The organism is Bilophila wadsworthia ATCC 49260, assembly GCF_000701705.1.
Lineage (GTDB): Bacteria > Desulfobacterota > Desulfovibrionia > Desulfovibrionales > Desulfovibrionaceae > Bilophila > Bilophila wadsworthia.
The window spans coordinates 87,730-104,573 of the sequence record NZ_JNJP01000005.1 but is presented as its reverse complement, the minus strand read 5'-3'; the positions used below and the strand labels follow the sequence as shown (position 1 = coordinate 104,573).

12 protein-coding genes are annotated in these 16,844 nt (G+C 62.3%); 2 read left to right on the top strand and 10 right to left on the bottom strand.

The annotated features are described in order from the left end of the window. The first annotated feature begins 54 nt into the window (after positions 1-54). Positions 55-801 carry an ABC transporter ATP-binding protein gene (locus tag T370_RS0103975; protein ID WP_005024597.1) on the top strand — a complete coding sequence of 249 codons (747 nt, stop codon included), beginning with the start codon at positions 55-57 and terminating at the stop codon, positions 799-801. Positions 802-1,104: 303 nt separating this feature from the next. On the opposite strand, the gene T370_RS0103970 is transcribed toward T370_RS0103975, so the two are convergent. The 7 genes from T370_RS0103970 to T370_RS0103935 form a co-directional block, all read right to left on the bottom strand. Beyond that, the gene (locus T370_RS0103970) at positions 1,105-4,116 is read right to left on the bottom strand and encodes a proline dehydrogenase family protein (protein ID WP_029434820.1); all 3,012 of its coding nucleotides are present in this window, start codon (positions 4,114-4,116) and stop codon (positions 1,105-1,107) included. Positions 4,117-4,831: 715 nt separating this feature from the next. Next, complete coding sequence (gene sucD, locus T370_RS0103960) at positions 4,832-5,704, bottom strand: succinate--CoA ligase subunit alpha (RefSeq protein ID WP_029434818.1); 873 nt, start codon at positions 5,702-5,704, stop codon at positions 4,832-4,834. After that, a complete protein-coding gene (sucC, locus tag T370_RS0103955; RefSeq protein ID WP_029434817.1) occupies positions 5,701-6,885 on the bottom strand; it encodes an ADP-forming succinate--CoA ligase subunit beta in 1,185 nt (394 codons plus the stop codon). Before sucC ends, sucD begins: the two co-directional genes overlap by 4 nt. Before the next feature lie 210 nt (positions 6,886-7,095). After that, a complete protein-coding gene (locus tag T370_RS0103950) occupies positions 7,096-7,653 on the bottom strand; it encodes a 2-oxoacid:acceptor oxidoreductase family protein (protein WP_005024601.1) in 558 nt (185 codons plus the stop codon). A 3-nt stretch (positions 7,654-7,656) separates the two neighbouring features. Then, on the bottom strand, positions 7,657-8,457 hold the full coding sequence (locus T370_RS0103945; RefSeq protein ID WP_005024602.1) for a 2-oxoacid:ferredoxin oxidoreductase subunit beta: 801 nt from the start codon (positions 8,455-8,457) through the stop codon (positions 7,657-7,659). Between the two features lies 1 nt (position 8,458). Continuing rightward, on the bottom strand, positions 8,459-9,613 hold the full coding sequence (locus T370_RS0103940) for a 2-oxoacid:acceptor oxidoreductase subunit alpha (RefSeq protein ID WP_029434816.1): 1,155 nt from the start codon (positions 9,611-9,613) through the stop codon (positions 8,459-8,461). Beyond that, positions 9,610-9,822, bottom strand: coding sequence for an ATP-binding protein (locus T370_RS0103935; RefSeq protein ID WP_005024604.1), 213 nt, complete (start codon positions 9,820-9,822; stop codon positions 9,610-9,612). The genes T370_RS0103940 and T370_RS0103935 overlap by 4 nt, the downstream gene beginning before the upstream one ends. Before the next feature lie 1,654 nt (positions 9,823-11,476). Between T370_RS0103935 and T370_RS0103920 the strand changes: the two genes are divergently transcribed. After that, complete coding sequence (locus T370_RS0103920) at positions 11,477-11,989, top strand: helix-turn-helix domain-containing protein (protein ID WP_051643729.1); 513 nt, start codon at positions 11,477-11,479, stop codon at positions 11,987-11,989. A 359-nt stretch (positions 11,990-12,348) separates the two neighbouring features. Here T370_RS0103920 and T370_RS0103915 read toward each other — a convergent pair whose 3' ends face one another. The 3 genes from T370_RS0103915 to T370_RS0103905 form a co-directional block, all read right to left on the bottom strand. After that, positions 12,349-13,629 (bottom strand): nickel pincer cofactor-dependent isomerase, group 22, encoded by a 1,281-nt coding sequence (locus T370_RS0103915; protein WP_029434812.1) that lies wholly within the window; start codon positions 13,627-13,629, stop codon positions 12,349-12,351. 135 nt (positions 13,630-13,764) lie between these two features. Then, a complete protein-coding gene (locus T370_RS0103910; protein ID WP_029434811.1) occupies positions 13,765-14,892 on the bottom strand; it encodes a (Fe-S)-binding protein in 1,128 nt (375 codons plus the stop codon). 252 nt (positions 14,893-15,144) lie between these two features. Further along, the gene (locus T370_RS0103905) at positions 15,145-16,521 is read right to left on the bottom strand and encodes an FAD-binding oxidoreductase (RefSeq protein ID WP_029434810.1); all 1,377 of its coding nucleotides are present in this window, start codon (positions 16,519-16,521) and stop codon (positions 15,145-15,147) included. Between the last annotated feature and the right edge of the window lie 323 nt (positions 16,522-16,844).

Sequence of the window (16,844 nt, the reverse complement as noted above, 5' to 3'; positions counted from 1 at the left end):
GCCGCGGGCCACCCCCGCCGCGGGCGGGACAGGGGGACGCCCCAAAGGAGTCATATGAGCGAGGCCACCACCTATCTGGAATTGCGCGATCTGCGCGTGAGCTACGGCAAAGTGGAAGCGCTGCACGGCATCAGCGTACACGTCGAACAAGGCGAGATCGTCACCATCCTCGGTGCCAACGGGGCGGGGAAAACCACCACGCTCACGACCATCAGCGGGCTGAGGAAACCGAGCGGAGGAAGCATCCTTTTTCAGGGCAGGCCCCTGCACACCATACCGAGCCATGAAATCGTGCGGCTGGGCATTACGCAGTCCCCGGAAGGGCGGCGCGTCTTCGGTACCCTGTCCGTACGGGAAAACCTCGATCTGGGGGCCTTCACGAGCAAGGACAGAGGCCGTTCCGCCAAGATACGGAAATGGATATTCGACCTCTTCCCCCGCCTCGCGGAACGGGAAGGGCAGCTTGCCGGAACCCTCTCCGGCGGCGAACAGCAGATGCTCGCCATCGCCCGCGCGCTCATGGCCGACCCCAAGGTGCTGCTCCTCGACGAGCCGTCCCTCGGCCTTGCGCCGCTGCTGGTGCGCTCGATCTTCGACTCCGTGCGCAAGATCAACCGCCAGGGCGTGACCGTCATCCTCGTGGAGCAGAACGCCCGCGCCGCCCTGAAGCTCGCCTCGCGCGGCTACGTCATCGAAGTGGGCAGGGTCGTCATGGAAGACGCCTCGGAAGCGCTGCTCGCCAATCCGGACGTGCAGGCGGCCTACCTTGGCGGCGGGCAGGAAAATGGGCAAGAAAACTGAGCCCCCCACCGGAGAAACCAAAAGCGGAACGCCATATCGCGTTCCGCTTTTGGTTTACCCAGCAACCTTCTTACAGGCAAAAAAAGTCCTTATTCCTTCCTTGAGGGCCCTTCCCGCCTGCGTTGCCATGCCCCCGGGCATCCGCCGCCCTTCCCCTGAGCAGGGTACCGCGCTCAAGCGAGCCTATAGCCCCTTAGCCCTGTTGCGGGAAGCGTTACCCGCCCGATCCGGCGGTGCGGCTCCATTCTGGGGCGTGCCCATACTCCCCTGAAGGCGGCATGGGCACGCCCGCATCTTTTCCGGCTATACCCAGTCGTCGTCTTCGGCGATGGGCGTGAAGCCGCGCCGGATGGTATTTTCCGTCACACAACGCGGGTCCATGAACTGGAGCAGGTAGTCGGGGCCGCCCGTCTTCGAGCCGACGCCCGACATGTTGAACCCGCCGAAGGGCTGGCGGCCCACCATCGCGCCGGTACTGCCCTTATTGAGGTAAAGGTTGCCCACCCGGAATTTTTCGCGCGCCTTGGCGAGGTTTTCAGGGCTACGCGAGAACACGGCCCCGGTCAGGGCGAAGCGTGTGGACAGGGCGAGCTCAAGGGCCTCGTCGAAATCCTTGGCCCGCATCACGGCGAGCACCGGGCCGAAGACCTCTTCCTGCGCAATGCGGTGTTCCGGCATGACATCCTCAACGATCAACAACGGCACATACGCGCCCTTGTCCGGCAGATCGGAACGCTTGACGAGCGTCTTCCCCTCGGCTTCGGCTATCTTGATGTATTCGAGCACGTTCTTTTGCAGGGAAGCGTCGGCCAACGGGCCAAGGAAGTTCTCCGGGTTCTCGGCGGGGCCGATCCGCAGGGATTGCGCCGCCAACGCCAGACGCTGGACAAAAGTGTCGTAGATGGCGTCGAGCACGATCACGCGCGAGCAGGCCGAGCACTTCTGCCCCTGAAAACCGAAGGCCGAATACACGACCTGCGACACGGCTTCGTCAAGGTCGGCATCGTCGTCCACGATGGTGGCGTTCTTGCCGCCCATTTCCGCGATGACCCGCTTGACCTGCCGCTGGCCCGGCTGCACCTTGGCCGCCTTTTCCACGATGTGCAGGCCCACGTCCATCGAACCGGTAAAGCAGATGAGGCTGATGTCCGGGTGTTCCACCAGATAGTCGCCCATGACTGAGCTCTGGCCGGGGCAATAGTTGAAGACCCCGGCGGGGAGCCCCACTTCCTTGAAGATTTCCACAAGATTGTAGCCGATGGCCGAGGACAGGGACGAAGGCTTGAACACCACCGGGTTGCCAGTGACGATTGCGGCCGAAACCATGCCCATCGCAATGGCGAAGGGGAAGTTCCACGGCGCGATGACGGCGGCCACGCCCTTGGGCTGGTAGAACAGGACGTTGTGCTCGCCGGGCGCGCGGCCCATGCGCCGGGGCACGCTGAGGCGGAGCATGTCGCGGGCGTAGTATTCGAGGAAGTCGATGCCCTCGCCCACGTCGCCGTAAGCCTGTTCCCAAGGCTTGCCGACCTCCAGCGTCTGGAGCGCCGCCATTTCGTAGATACGCCGCCGGGCCACGGCAGCGGCCTTGTGCATGTACTGCGCGCGTTCCAGCGGCGGGGTGTCGCGCCACGCGGGGAAGGCGGCCTTGGCCCCGGCAAGGGCGCGGTCGATCTCTTCCCGGCCCGCCTGGCATACTTGGGCCAGCACTTCACCGGGATCGGCGGGGTTGACCGTCGGCAGCAGGGTTTCCGTGGCCACATCCTTGCCGTCGATGTAGAGCGGCAGGGTCCGGCCCTCCGCCGCGCGCACCGCAGCGATGCCCTGCGCGTACGCCTTCCGCTTTTCGGGGATGGTGAAGTCCACCGGCGGCTCGTTCCTGAACGGCGGGAAGGGCCCTTCCTCATTTGGCGGCGCCTTCTCCTGCCGGGCGGCGAGTTCTCGTTCCAGCGTGACGGCGGGGTTTTCCATCAGCAGCTCGACCGCCGCGCCGTCCGCGAAGCTCTGGCGCAGGAAGGATTCGTTGGCGGTGTTTTCCAGCAGGCGGCGCACGAGATAGGCCATGCCGGGGATCAGCTTTCCGTAGGGGCAATAGAGGCGCACACGGCCAGCCACGTTGCGCAGGCCCTTGCGTACGGGTTCGGCCATGCCGTAAAGCACCTGAAATTCATAGCGTTCTTCGGGAACGTCCAACTGCCGCGCATACTCCATGACCGCCGCGATGCTGCGCACGTTGTGCGATGCGCACGCGAAATAGACGATGTCGTGGTTCTCGAGGATGAGGCGGGAAATTTTCTCATGGGCCATGTCGCTTTCGGGCTTGTGCGTCCACACCGGGACGGGCCAGTCGCACTGCTTCGCGAACACGGTTTCCGCGTCCCAATACGCCCCCTTGACCAGCCGCAGGGCGATGGGCAGCTTTTCTTTCCTAGCCCAAGCGATGAGATCACGGACAGCCTGTTCCGTATCCTTCAGATAGGCCTGCTGGACAAGGCAAAGATGCGGATAATGGCGGAATTCCGGGGCGGAACGCAGGCGCTTGAACAGCTCTACGGTGATTTCGCGGTATTTGAGCTGTTCCATGTCGATACACATGAACCCGCCCATATCGATGGTTTTCTGGTAGAGGGGTGCCAGCCGCCGGTAGATGCCTTCCACGGAATCCTCCAGCGCTACGGGGTTCGCCCGTGAATAGAGGGCCGAAGGCTTGATGGAGATGTTCACCTTGGGCATGGATCCCCAATCCATCCCGTTGTCAGGCCCGTTCCCAGACAGGGCGGGCCATTTCTTCTGCTCCTCCGCCAGCGCGTCCAGTACCTCATGGTAACCGGCGGCATAGGCGTCGCTTTCCTCCTCGTTGACCGAGGCTTCGCCGAGCAGGTCGACGGTAAAGGCGAAGCCGTCCTTGCGCAGTTTGGCCAGCCCTCCCATCGCTTCCTTGACGTTCTGGCCGATGATGAACTGGCGGCCCATGCTCTCGATGTTGGAACGGATGGCCCCGCCCATGATTTTGGCGGTCAGCGCGCCGCCGAGCCCGGCCTTCCCCGCGCCCCAGCGCAGGACTGAGGGCACTTCGGAGCCGCTGGAGGCGAAATACTCGCGGATATGCCGCAGCAGGGATTCCGAGGTGTTCAGGTAGGGCAGCACGTCCACGAAGCGGAACAACTGCACCTTGAAGTCCTCGTTTTTCATGGACCAGTCCATGACTTTTCCAGTCCACCAGCCCTTGTTGAAAATGGAAGGGGCCTCTCCGCTGATGCTGTTGAAGAATTCTTGCCCACGCTCTACGATTTTCTGTTCAATCTGCTGATCCATGAAGAACTCCTTTCGCATTGAAACGGGAAGTATGTCGTCGGATCACAAAAAACTGTCGAGGCTGGCACCCTCGGAAACTCACCTCCCTGCGGCCAGAATGGGGCAGGATACCTGCACCGTAAGGAAAACGTCCCGCAATGCCGCTCAAAGCCGCATAAAGGGCGTTATAAAAAGGTATAAAGAAAGGCACTGCCTCTCCTGCAATCATTATTGGAGAGACATTATTCCTTATAATGATTGTTAATGTAAAACGCTCACTTGATCAATCTGAATAAAAAAATCACATAAAGAATGAGTGCCAAAGAATACTAATAAAATCTTTTTCCGAAATTTTCATACCGGATACTTATCATATGGATATTTTCGGCGGTTCTTTTTATATTTTTGGCAGGTATCTTTAGTCTTGAATGGATGTGTTCAAGAACCCATACTTCAAATCCATGAACAACTTTATTCTTTGCATAAAACCAAGGCAGTTGGAAAACACTATGCCGTTTATGGACACTTTCCTCCATTTCAGGGAAAGAACGGCAAGCAGCAGACGGGGAGCCGTATCCGGTGCCGACCGTGAAAAGGTTGGCAAGAAGCGGAACAATGAAAGCCCGGATAGTGCCATCCCTTCACGGAGCGGGGAGGCCCAGCGGCTCGGGAAGTCTTGCCCCCATGCGTAATGGGAAAGAAGCCGAGCCTTGCTGACGGCGACAAAGCTCTCCGCTCAAAGCAGCTTTTGCGCAACGACGCTTCCGAAGGAGCCGAGTTCACGGATAACGGTTACGCCAGCCTCCTCAAAGGCCGCGATCTTGTCCTCGCCCCGGCCCGACGTGCCGCTGATGATGGCCCCGGCATGGCCCATGCGCTTTCCGGGTGGGGCGGTCAGGCCCGCAATGAACCCGAATACCGGTTTCGGATAGCGGCTTGAGCGGATATATTCGGCCGCGCGCTCCTCGGCGTCGCCGCCGATTTCCCCGATGAGGCACACGGCCTCGGTTTCCGGGTCGTCTCCGTACAGCTTGAGCAGGTCCACGAAGCTCAGCCCGTGGATGGGGTCGCCGCCAATGCCGACACAAGAACTTTGCCCGAGCCCCGCCGCCGTGAGCTGGTGCACGGCCTCATAGGTCAGCGTCCCGGAGCGGCTCACCAGCCCGACGCCGCCGGGGCGGTGGATGTAGCCGGGCATGATCCCGACCTTGCACTTGCCGGGGCTGATAATGCCCGGGCAGTTGGGGCCCACGAGCAGCGTGCCGCGTTCCCTGAAGAAGGCTTTCACCCGCACCATATCCAGAACCGGGACATGCTCGGCGATGACCACCACGAGCCGGATGCCCGCCTCCGACGCTTCGCAGGCCGCGTCCGCCGCCAGCGCCGCGGGCACGAACGCCACACTGACGTCGGCCCCTGTCTCGCGGACGGCCTGTCTCACCGAATCGAACACCGGCACGCCGAGCGTGGACTGCCCGCCCCGCCCGGGGGTCACGCCGCCGACCACGCGAGTCCCGTAGCGGATCATCCGTTCCGTATGGAACTGCCCTTCCCGGCCGGTGATGCCCTGCACCAGCACCCGGCTCCCGTCGTCTATCAGGATACTCATACACCTGCCTCCTGAGGGGATTCCGCCGCGAGCCCGACGATCAGGCGGGCCGCCTCGGACATGGAGGAAGCGGTGTGGAACCGGAGGCCGCTTTCCCGGAGGATGCGCCGCCCTTCCGCCACGTTGGTCCCTTCGAGCCGCACCACCAGCGGCACGGCGATGTCCAGTTTGCGGGCCGCGTTCACAATGCCGTGCGCCACGATGTCGCAACGCAGGATACCCCCGAAAATATTGATAAGGATGCCCCGGACATGCGGGTCGGAAAGCATGATCGAAAACCCGGCGGCGACGGTCTCCTCGCTGGCCCCGCCCCCGGCGTCAAGGAAGTTGGCAGGCTCGGCCCCAGCCTGCTTGATGGCGTCCATCGTGGCCATCGCAAGCCCGGCCCCGTTCACCAACGTACCGATGGAACCGCCCAGCCGAACATAGGTGAGCCCCTTTTCGGCGGCGGCGCGCTCCAGCGGATCGCCCTCCTCCCTATCCCTGAGGGCCGCGATATCGGGATGCCGTTTCAGCGCGCTGTCGTCAAAGTTCATCTTGGCGTCCAACGCCACAAATCCGCCCCCTTCGCTCAAGGCCAGCGGGTTGATCTCAAGCTGGGTCATATCCTTTTCGGCGGCAAGGGCCGCCAGCCTCCGCACCAGAGAGGCCAGTTCCCGCGCCGGGCCGGACTCCAGCCCCCAGCCCTCCAACAGGTTCCGGGCCTGAAAAGGCCACAGGTAGTGACCTCCGTCCAGCCGGGCCGTGAAGACCCGCTCCGGCGAGGAGGCCGCCACAGCCTCGATGTCCATGCCGCCGCCCGGCGAAGCCATGACGGTCAGGCACTGGGATGCCCTGTCAAGAGCTACCGCCAGATAGCACTCCCGGGCGCTCGCCGTGCCCCGCTCGATCCACACGGCATTGACGCGCTCGCCGTCCGGCCCGGTCTGGGGCGTCACCAGCCGTGCGCCGAGCAGGGACGCGGCGGCCTCACGGGCCTCTTCCGGGCTGCGGCACACCTTCACGCCGCCAGCCTTGCCCCTGCCCCCGGCATGGATCTGCGCTTTGACCACCCACACCGGGCCGGGCAGATCCCGTGCGGCCTGCTCCGCTTCTCCGGGTGTGGCGGCAAGCCGTCCCTCCGGCGTGGGTACCCCGTATGCGCTTAAGAGCCTTTTCGCCTGATATTCGTGGATATGCATGGAAATGCCCCCTGTTATGGTATGGAGAGCCTTGTTCCGCCATCGCCTTTCCCTGTACGTATGGGCTGCCTTGCCCTCCGCGGCCCCGCCCTGCGGAGAACCGGCGGATGCCTCCGCCGCGCTGGGCGGGGAGGTGCCCCTTCCGCCCGCCGGGCCCGTGCGGAAGGGGCGGGAGGCGCCAGGGGGGAACGCCTCCGTGCTGGCCCGGCGTCAGTCGAGCAACGGTTCCGCAAGCTCGACGCCAAGATGCAGGGCCCGCAAATTGCCCTCGTGGTGTGCCGCCGGGAAACGTTCCGCCAGCACCATCTCGATCGAGCCGATGCGTACCGCTCCGGTCAGCGTCACGAGCGCTCCGAGCACGGCCACGTTGTACGAAACCGCCGAACCGAGGCGTTCCCTGACCGCGCCCCAGAGCGGCAGACCCTTGAACTGCGCCTCCACCTTGCGGCCCGGATGCACGAGCTCGGTATCATAGATGCACAGCCCGCCGGGGCGGATCAGCGGCAGGTACTTGACGCAGGCCGCATCGGTGAGCGCTACGAGGATGTTCGGCTGCTCCACCTTGGGGTAATAGATAGCCTTGTGCGACAGGATCACGTCCGAACGCGTGGCCCCGCCGCGCGCTTCAGGCCCGTAGGATTGTGATTGCACGGCAACGAGGCCTTCATATTTCACAGCGGCTTCGGCCAGCAGGATCGCCATGGTGATCACGCCCTGGCCGCCGGAACCGGACAACAGGAAACGGGAGACTGCATACGCGTTTTCCATGACTCACTCCTGATGCTGGCTGGCGATGATCGAGGCGTAGCGGGCGCAGTATTCGGGCTGATCCTCATCCGTAAAAATGCCGCGCGGCACCAGCGTGGGGTTTTCCGCCAGCTTCGGGGAGCCCACCGGAGCCGTATGGTCGCGGTACCGCTCCATCATCCGTACGGCGTCGCCGAGCTTGTTCTTGCGCCCGAAGTACGTGGGGCACTGGCTCAGCACCTCCACGACAGCGAAGCCCTCATGCTGGAGCGCCTTCTTGAAGATCGAGATCATCTCGCGCATGTGGTAGGTGGTCGTCCGCGCCACGAAGGTCGCCCCCGCGCCGAGGGCGAGCCGCACGGTGTCGAACTCGCGGTCGATGTTGCCGTAGGGCGCCGTCGTCGCGGACACCCCGATCCCGGAGAGCGGCGAGTACTGCCCTCCGGTCATGCCGTAGATGCGGTTGTTCATGACGATCGCGGTGAGCTTGATATTGCGCCGCGCCGCGTGGATGAAATGGTTGCCCCCGATGGCCAACGCGTCGCCGTCGCCCATCGGCACGATGACGTGCAGGTCGGGCCGCGACATCTTGATGCCCGTGGCGAAGGCCAGCGCTCTTCCGTGCAGCGTGTGCATGGTGTGGAAGTCCACGTACCCCGCTATGCGGGCCGAACAGCCGATGCCGGACACCATGACGAGGGACGAGGGATCATAGCCCAGATCGTCCACGCTGTGCAGCATGGCGTTGAGCACGTGCCCGTGGCCGCAGCCGGGGCACCACAGGTGCGGAAAGAAACGTTCCCGGATCAACGAGCGGATGGCCATATCAGAACCCCCTTCCTTCGATCACGCGCATGACCTTGCCGATGTCGGTGGGCGTGATGAGCTGCCCGTCCACCCGGTTGACGAGGAACACCCTATCCGGCTTCCAGGCCGCCTGCCTGACCTGCGCCATGATGTGCCCCATGTTCATTTCCACCACGTAGACGTTGCGCGCCCCCTCGGTGCGGTCGCGCACGAGTTCCGCCGGGAACGGCCAGAGGGTCTGCAATTCCAGCAGGCCCGCCCGGATGCCCTTCCCGCGCAGCGTATGCACAAGGTGCAGGGCACTACGGGCCGCGCTACCGTAAGAAACGAATACCTGCTGCGCATCGTCGAGGAAGTATTCCTTCCAGCGGGCGATTTCGGCGGCCTTGGCCTCGATCTTGTCCACAAGGTGATAAAGGAGCTTGTTGACGGTCTCGGGCTGTTCCGTGGGAAAACCCCAGATGTCATGGTAGAGGCCGGTCACATTGTAGCGGTGCACCCCGCCGAAGTCGGACATGGGGAGCCGGCCGTCCTCACGGGGCAGGTAGGGGTAATAGTTGACCCCGGCCTTCACCGAGGTACGGAGCCGCTCCACCACGGGCAGTTCGCCGGGTTCCGGCATATCAAGACGCTCGCGCATGTGGCCCACCACCTCGTCGAACAGCAGGATCACCGGTGTGCGGTAGGTTTCCGCCATATTGAAGCCTTCCACCGTCATGGCAAAGACGTCCTGCACCGAAGAGGCGGTCAGCACGATGATCGCATGGTCGCCGTGCACCCCCCACCGGGCCTGATTCACGTCGCCCTGCGCCACCTTCGTGGGCAGGCCCGTGGACGGCCCGCCGCGCTGCACGCTGGTCACCACGCAGGGGATTTCCCCCATGATCGCGTAACCAAGGGCCTCCTGCATGAGCGAAAAACCGGGGCCGCTGGTCGCGGTCATGGCCTTGTCCCCAGCCACCGACGCCGCGCACACGGCGCACAATGAGGAAATCTCGTCCTCCATCTGAATGAACCTGCCGCCCACATGCGGCAGCTTCTCGGACAGCAGTTCCGCCACCTCTGTGGACGGGGTGATCGGATACCCCGCGAAAAAACGCAGCCCCGCATAGAGTGCCCCACGCACGCAGGCTTCGTTGCCCTGAGTAAACAGAATGCCCTTTTCGCCGTTCATGCACCCTCCCCGGATTCCCCCGGTCCGTCTTCCCCAAGGCACTCCACCGCCAGATCCGGGCAGTACAACTCACACAGGCCGCAGCCCACGCACAGCGCGGGGGCATATTCAGGTTTCCCGTCCCCGTCCAGCGAAAGCGCACCCGAACGGCAGAACGCCACGCACACCCCACAGCCTTTGCACCATTGCAGATTGATGAGGACTTTCATACGCCTACCCCTTGGGACACCCTCCGGCATCCCGCCGTTGCAGATCCCGTACCCCTGACAGCGATCCCCCCGGAACCGCCGCCGCACTGAACCGACTCGAATCTTTCCGACCGCAGGCCGCAAATTCCCAACCGTCGGCACCGGCGGAACACCTATCGGGCAACAGGCTTCATCCGCTGGGTTCGCCACCCCCGCCATACCTTGTGTTTTTACCAATGATACACATGAGTTGCATCCTCATTAGCCGGGAATTGCGCCCGGCCCTTCCCCATTGCGGCAAATCCAGCAAGCGTAACCGTTCCGCTCCGAACAGGGCGGCGGAAACACCTCTATGAGGACGGGAGGCCCCGCCTCCGCCGACTCTGCCCATACCAGTATGGAATCCGCCCCGCTTCCCGTTCGCCTGACGGAAAACGGCCTGACAGCCGACGCGGGGAAAAAGGAGAGGCTCCAAAGGAATTCGCAGGCATGTGGGACTCCCCATCACGGAGACAAGCCGCCATGCGGTACGGGCACAGAAACGACGCGGGGATTCCGGTACAGCTCAAGGTATCTGGCGGAACCGCCGAGACAAGCCTCCTATGGAAGGGGCGGCCTTGGAACCTTTTCAGGCCTGTTCCGGGTTCTCGCAAGAAAACGGAACAGGAGCGCATACCTTATATCGTATATATCGCTTTGGGAGGGCGATTCTTTTGCTGAATCGAGTAAAAATACTGAAAAAGAGGTGCTATGAAGCGCAAAAAGAGGAAATTTCACCCTATACTGAGGCGAAACGAAGCGTAGAGAAGTAATTTCAGGCCATAAGAGTTCTCCATATGGCCTTACAACAGAGCATTAAGCCATACGTAGCACAAAATCAGGCTACGTCAACGCCTTTTTGAATATGTCTCTATATTCACAATGATCATCCCAAAAGACGGGAACGTTGCATGGCATCGCACGGAACGGGGAAGGGGCCAGGGGCGGGTAGGGGAAAAGATTAGCCGCACAGGAACCCGTTTCTGCGCCGCCAAAGCCCATCGGAGAGAGCCGCCTGTCGCGCCACGCCGCAAGGCTCCGTATCCGCGCAGCGCCAGTATCCCAAAACCGGGCATGGTTTTGCTCCTCAGTCCATAACTATGCGACAGGGCGCATCCCTTGCTCGCTTTCCGCTACGGCGCTTATGGAGGAAAACAAGAAACTGGGAAAAATACCAAGGGATGCGGAGTAGCATCAGATCTTCCAGCAGCGTCGGCTTTCGTCTTCCAAGTGGCCCCCATTGCCATAGGCTCTCTTAAAAGCATGAAGGAGCCGGGGCATCCGTTGTCCCGGCCCCGTCATTTACCGAACGGGTACAGTTTTCCAGGACGGGGCATCCTGTGAAACAGGCACCCACCGCCTTGTTTCCGTCGAACCCTTCTTTTCCGGCAAGACGGAGCCCTTCCGTCATAAAAATGGGGATTTTCGATCGCCAAAAATACGATTTTTTCCTTTTCATCGCGTTTCCGTTGACACCGGAGCGAGGCGTTTGGTAGGGCCTTAATTGAGAAGACTAGAGATTATTTTGGCAATCATGACGCATGGTTTTGCACATGAATATCGTCTATTGACTATCGGAATCCCGAACGCCTGAAACCCGCAAGGGCCTCCGCCCCAACGCCAAAGGATGATCGCCTTGAAACCGGAAAACGTTGTTGACGTCCTGTTCGGCAACCGTCTGCGGCAGTTGCTGGATGAAAGGAACATTTCGCAGGCGCACTTCGCGGATCGCATAGGCGTCAGCCGATCCCGGATGAACAACTACGTCGCCCAGCGCAGCGAACCCGACTACGCCACACTCATCCGCATCGCCAACACGCTGGACACCTCTATCGATTTCCTGCTCGGCAAATCCGAACATCAGGGCTTGCCGCAGACGGCCTGCCTGAGCGGTTTTCCCGACTTCATCCCCAGCTGCGGCGCAGGCGGCGAGCCTCCCGATCCGTCCTGCTGGATCCCGCTGTACGGATCGCAGTACGAAGCCCCGGAACCGGACGCCGCCCCAGCTGCCCCCTCCGATCCGGGCCGCACGGACGGGCAAGCGCCCAGCCCGTCCAATCCGCTCGGATGGATTCGCCACAAGACGCTGCCAAGCCTTTCCTCTTCATATGAAAATCGGAAGGCTCCCACGGCAGATTTCCAGCAATAGAGTGAACGGGGCACTCGTTGCCGATACGGAAAGGCCCCACGCCCATTCAGCCTGCTGTTTCCGCGATGCAGAAGCATAAAGCGGCTGGATGTGGCTGGATTGTACGATGGAAAGGCAATCCGGCCTCAACACAGGCAGGCAAGGAAATCCCCGCAGATTGCAAAACCGGCTCATCAGATGGCAATTGAGCCGAGCCCATGCATAGGGAAGATGGCCCTCGCAGTACCTTCCGAGGGGAAAGGATAGGACAGCCGGAGACAGCCCTGATGGAGAAGGCCGCAACCTTCGCCGTGTGCCGTATGATACGGCATGATGTCTCGCATCAGCGTTCATACAAGCCGTCCATCGGCTTGCCCCGCTCAGCTCGTGCGGGGCAGGCCAATGCGCGAGATCAGGTTTCCCTGCGCGTCGAAGGCCAGTTCCCGCAACGGCCCAACTACCTCGAAACGTCCGGTATCGGCCAGCTCCGGAAGGATGGCTTCGGATACATAACAGTCCGCAAGGTACAGGGTATTGGGGATCAAGATCAGCCGCGTTTCGGCGAGCGGGACGCTCCGCAGGCAAAACATCATGGTTTCCAGCATTTCCCGATCCGTATCGAACCACAGGGGCGTGAACGCGCGGGTGACGAACGTAGTGGTGAGGTTATTCAAGTACGTGGCCTTACGGTCGATCTTGTCCACCAGCCTGCGGGTCACGAAGTCCACAAGACCCACGCCCGTAGCGTTGCCGTGCGAGGCTTCCGAAAGGTCCAGTACCGAAACGTACCGGATGCGCGGGCTTTCCATTTCCGGTTCGCCCGTAATGCGCAGCCGTCCGATGATATTGGTGTCGACTCCGGTTCCGCTGAAATTCTTCCCCATTTTCTCCACGATGAGGCCGTGCAGCCTGTCCGTGGGCAGGGCGGGCATGAGCGACTTCGACCACGCCAGCAGCCGGATTTCTTCCTCGATGAGCGCCTCGGCGGGAATCGCCTTGATGCGCGCGGTTTCCTCATAAGCGTTTTCGACGATGGCCACCCCGCCAAGCACGGGCATCTTGCCGAGGATCACCTTGGTGACCTCCACCAGCAGGCGGGGAAGTTCGGCCTGCCCAAGGCTGTGGAACTGGCCTGCCCCGCCCGGCCCGCCAAGGCCCACCACGAGCTTCTTGCACAGCCCACTCTCCACGCAGCCCTTGAACGACGTGTGCGTTTTCACCCGGTTGATGGGGATGATTGCGTCCACACCGAACGCCGACTCCAGCATGTACGCCACAAGTCCGCCGGGCGTTTCCCCAATGGCGCGGGTCACATCACAGGTGATGACCGGCGCGCCGAGGCGTTCCTCCGTGATGCCGAGGCTATCCAACACGTCCTTTTGTCCCTGACGGGTACCGCCGCCGTGGCTGCCCATCGCCGCCAGAAGCACCGGGGACGCGCCGCAGCCGCGCACCGCTTGAACGGCGACTTCCAGCATGGTCAGGATGTTCTGGATTCCCCGGCTGCCCACGGTCAGCCCCACCGTCATGCCTGGCCTGATCAGGGGCGTGAGCACCTGCATCTGTTCGCGCATTTCCGCTGCTATATCGTCAACGCGCGGACGGGCGAAGGTCTGCCGGATACGCGCCATCTTGGGCAATGGGCATCGGGTTTCTGTCATAGGGGCCTCGCTTCTTTGGGGTAGAACACCCCATTGGGGGGAGAAAGCGCCTTCCCGCCGGGTGTCGTTTCAGCGGCGTTTCCCCAATGGGGGAAGGGGCTGTACCATATATCGAAAAAAAATAAAAATAGTGCATTATACTGAAATATCCACCACATCGAGCCAATGGCGTACGGTCACGCCGGAAGGGGCTGCGGAAGCCAGTTGCAGCGTACAGCCGCTGCATCCGGTGATGATATGGCGGCAGTCCGCGAAGCCCTCCACGCATCGGCGGCCAATGGCGGCGGACACGTCGGCGTCGGTCATCTTGAGGATGCCGCCCATGCCGCAGCACAGTCCCGTACCTTTCATGATAAGGGGGAACGCCTGCCTGAGGAACGACAAATCAGGGTCGTCCTCACCCCAGTGACAGGGTTGATGGTAGCCAATGCGGGCCGGAGCATCGGGCACGGTCTCACAGACAGGTGCCGCCAGAAGAGCTGAAAGGCCGCGTACCTGCCGTTTCCACAGCGCGGCCTCTTCGGGTTCCATGCCGCCCTCTTCGGCATAGGCGTCAAGACCGTGTTTGCACGAGGCGCAAAACGCGGCTATGACTGGGCGGCCCATATCCCGCCAGCGTTCGATGTTCCGCCGCCGGACTTCGGCCTGTGCCGCAAACAGCCCCGCATGGTGGAGCGTGCCGCCGCAGCAGGTGAATCCGCCGCCGTCGAGAACCACATAGCCCCAGCGCCGCAACAGCGTCTCAGCCCGCGCAATCCAACCGGGGCGGGCGTTGCGCGCCGTACATCCGGCGAACACAGCCACAGGCGTCCCCACCCCCACCTGCACGGCGGGCTTGATCCGCACCCACGGCGCGGCGGGCTCCTGTGGCAACAGGGCGCGGGCGGTTTCCAACGACGAACCGCCCGGCAGGAAAGGCAACGAGGCGATGCGTCCGGCAAGCGGCCAGAGCGGGCCAACCCGCCGAATCCAGATATCCCAGACAAACTGGGTCCAATGGGGATGCTGCGAACGCAAATCAGCCAGCAGCTCGCTGGTGGAGAGCTTGCGGGCACATCGGCGGGCGCACCGTCCGCAGCCCGCGCACAGCCGGGAAAGCCTGCGGATCGTTTTCCAGGGCAGGGGCGTCTCGCCCACCCCCCAGCCGTCCAGCGGCTCCATGAGCAGACGTTTCCCCTTTGGGGAGTATTCCTCCCGGCGGTAAAGGGCGAAGATCGGACAGACATCCAGACAATCGCCGCACTGTGTACATCCCCGCTTCATAGGCAATCCTTCGGAGCAGTGCGCCCCGTGCTGAATCGAAACATGTTACCCCCTCCCACGCGGGGCCTGCCCGCAAGGAAAACAGCTCTCCTTCCGGCCTAATGGTGCCCAAAAAACGGCTCTGCAAAAGCCTTTCAACAATTTGATACCAATGCTTCACGGCCAGAACGTACCGCTGCATTACTGCGGACTGTCTAGGGATGCCCGCCCCCGCATCCTTTCCGCTGCGGAACCCCTACTGTCGGTACGGTCTCAGTAGCCCTTGCCGGGATTGAGGATTCCTTGGGGATCGAACAGGCGGCGGACCGCACGCATAGCTTCAAGCTCGTCAGCGCCGAGCTGCTTGCCCACATCCTTGAGGCAGCCGCCTCCGTGCTCACCGGAAAGGCTCCCGCCGAATTCGAGCGCTGCGTCATCAAGCTCGTGATGGGCCGCCGCCGTGCGCCGCGCGTCGTCGGGGTCGGACGCGTCGTAATGCAGGTTGGCGTGGATATTGCCGTCTCCGGCGTGCCCAAAACCGATGAGGCGCTTGCCGTGACTGGCGGCGATAGCCTCGAAACGACGCACGGCCTTGAGGAGCGAACCGCGCGGCACGGCCATATCCCCGCCAATGCGATCCGGGCCGAGCACATAGGCTGAGGAGCTGACCCGGCGACGAAATGCCCAGAGCCGATCTTCCTCTTCCTTTCCGACGCCCTGCATACTCCAAAGCGCGTCGTCAAGCTGTGCGGCGAGGCGGGCGTTTTCCAGCGGCACCGTCTCCCTGCTGCCGTCCACCTGGAAGAGCAGCAGCGATCTGACCGTATCCGGCCACGGCACGTCGCCGGTTCTGCACAGGATTTCCAGTACGGTTTCGTTCATGAATTCCACGGCACAGGGCAGGATGCCCGCGGCGAAGACCTTGCTCATGGAGGAAAGCGCCGCGTCGAGCGAGGGGTAGCCGACAAGGACCGACGCCGAGGATTCGGGCTTGGGAAGGAGTTTCAAATACAGCTTGGTGACAATGCCGAGCGTGCCCTCGCTGCCCACGAACATACGGGAGATATCCAGCCCGATCACGTCCTTGTGGGTCCGCCCGCCGAGTTTGAGCAGCTTCCCGCCGGGGAGGACGGCCTCCATGCCGAGCACGTAGTCCCGCGTGACCCCGTACTTGACCGCGCGGAGGCCCCCGGCGCAGGTCATCACGTTACCACCCACGGACGTGGCCTTACCACTGGCGGGATCGGGCGGGTAAAACAACCCCTTTTGTTCGCAGGCCTGCTGAAAGGCCAGCGTGTTGACGCCCGGCTCGATGACCGCCACAAAATCTTCACTGGAAATATCAAGGATGCGATCCATGCCGAGCATGGACACAACCACCCCCGCCCTGGTGGGCACGCACCCCCCGGAAAGGCTGGTTCCCCGCCCGCGTGGATGGATAGGGATGCGTTCGACCTCGGCCCAGCGCATCAGTTCCCGCACCTGTTCGACCGTACGGGGGCGCACCATCGCCAGCACGGGGCCTCTCCTGAGGCTGGCGTCCGACGCGTATACACGCAGCGCGTCTTCCTCGAACGCCGCGTCATCCTTGAAAAGCGCTTCGAGAAAAGAACGCTGTTCCGGCGTGAGGGCCGGTTTTGCTGCATTCATTGCCTGCTCCTTGTCGGCGTGCGCCGGAAAAATCGGTAACCTGGCCCCGGTGGGCGCGGCGTGCTCCGTCACGGGGACAATGGGAATTGCATGGGGTTGCCACACTACATAGGACGTTCCCCACCGTCTGGGCAAGCGCCCTTTTCCGCAACACCGCCAGCGGAGAGAAAGCAAATATCCACGAAAAGTATTTTTATGGCAATATATTGTAGTTTAAAGGGGAGGGAGAAAAGGCCTCTGGATCCGATCGGAACACGGGCGCTCGGGGTAAACCGGGCACGGAACGTACTGAAAAAAATTTTTCTTCCATTACAACCGATAAA

What these genes read in the sequence shown, in the direction of transcription:
- T370_RS0103975 (WP_005024597.1), top strand. Translation starts at nt 55, where the DNA reads ATGAGCGAGGCCACCACCTATCTGGAATTGCGCGATCTGCGCGTGAGC.
- T370_RS0103970 (WP_029434820.1), bottom strand. Translation starts at nt 4,116, where the DNA reads ATGGATCAGCAGATTGAACAGAAAATCGTAGAGCGTGGGCAAGAATTC.
- sucD (WP_029434818.1), bottom strand. Translation starts at nt 5,704, where the DNA reads ATGAGTATCCTGATAGACGACGGGAGCCGGGTGCTGGTGCAGGGCATC.
- sucC (WP_029434817.1), bottom strand. Translation starts at nt 6,885, where the DNA reads ATGCATATCCACGAATATCAGGCGAAAAGGCTCTTAAGCGCATACGGG.
- T370_RS0103950 (WP_005024601.1), bottom strand. Translation starts at nt 7,653, where the DNA reads ATGGAAAACGCGTATGCAGTCTCCCGTTTCCTGTTGTCCGGTTCCGGC.
- T370_RS0103945 (WP_005024602.1), bottom strand. Translation starts at nt 8,457, where the DNA reads ATGGCCATCCGCTCGTTGATCCGGGAACGTTTCTTTCCGCACCTGTGG.
- T370_RS0103940 (WP_029434816.1), bottom strand. Translation starts at nt 9,613, where the DNA reads ATGAACGGCGAAAAGGGCATTCTGTTTACTCAGGGCAACGAAGCCTGC.
- T370_RS0103935 (WP_005024604.1), bottom strand. Translation starts at nt 9,822, where the DNA reads ATGAAAGTCCTCATCAATCTGCAATGGTGCAAAGGCTGTGGGGTGTGC.
- T370_RS0103915 (WP_029434812.1), bottom strand. Translation starts at nt 13,629, where the DNA reads ATGACAGAAACCCGATGCCCATTGCCCAAGATGGCGCGTATCCGGCAG.
- T370_RS0103910 (WP_029434811.1), bottom strand. Translation starts at nt 14,892, where the DNA reads ATGAAGCGGGGATGTACACAGTGCGGCGATTGTCTGGATGTCTGTCCG.
- T370_RS0103905 (WP_029434810.1), bottom strand. Translation starts at nt 16,521, where the DNA reads ATGAATGCAGCAAAACCGGCCCTCACGCCGGAACAGCGTTCTTTTCTC.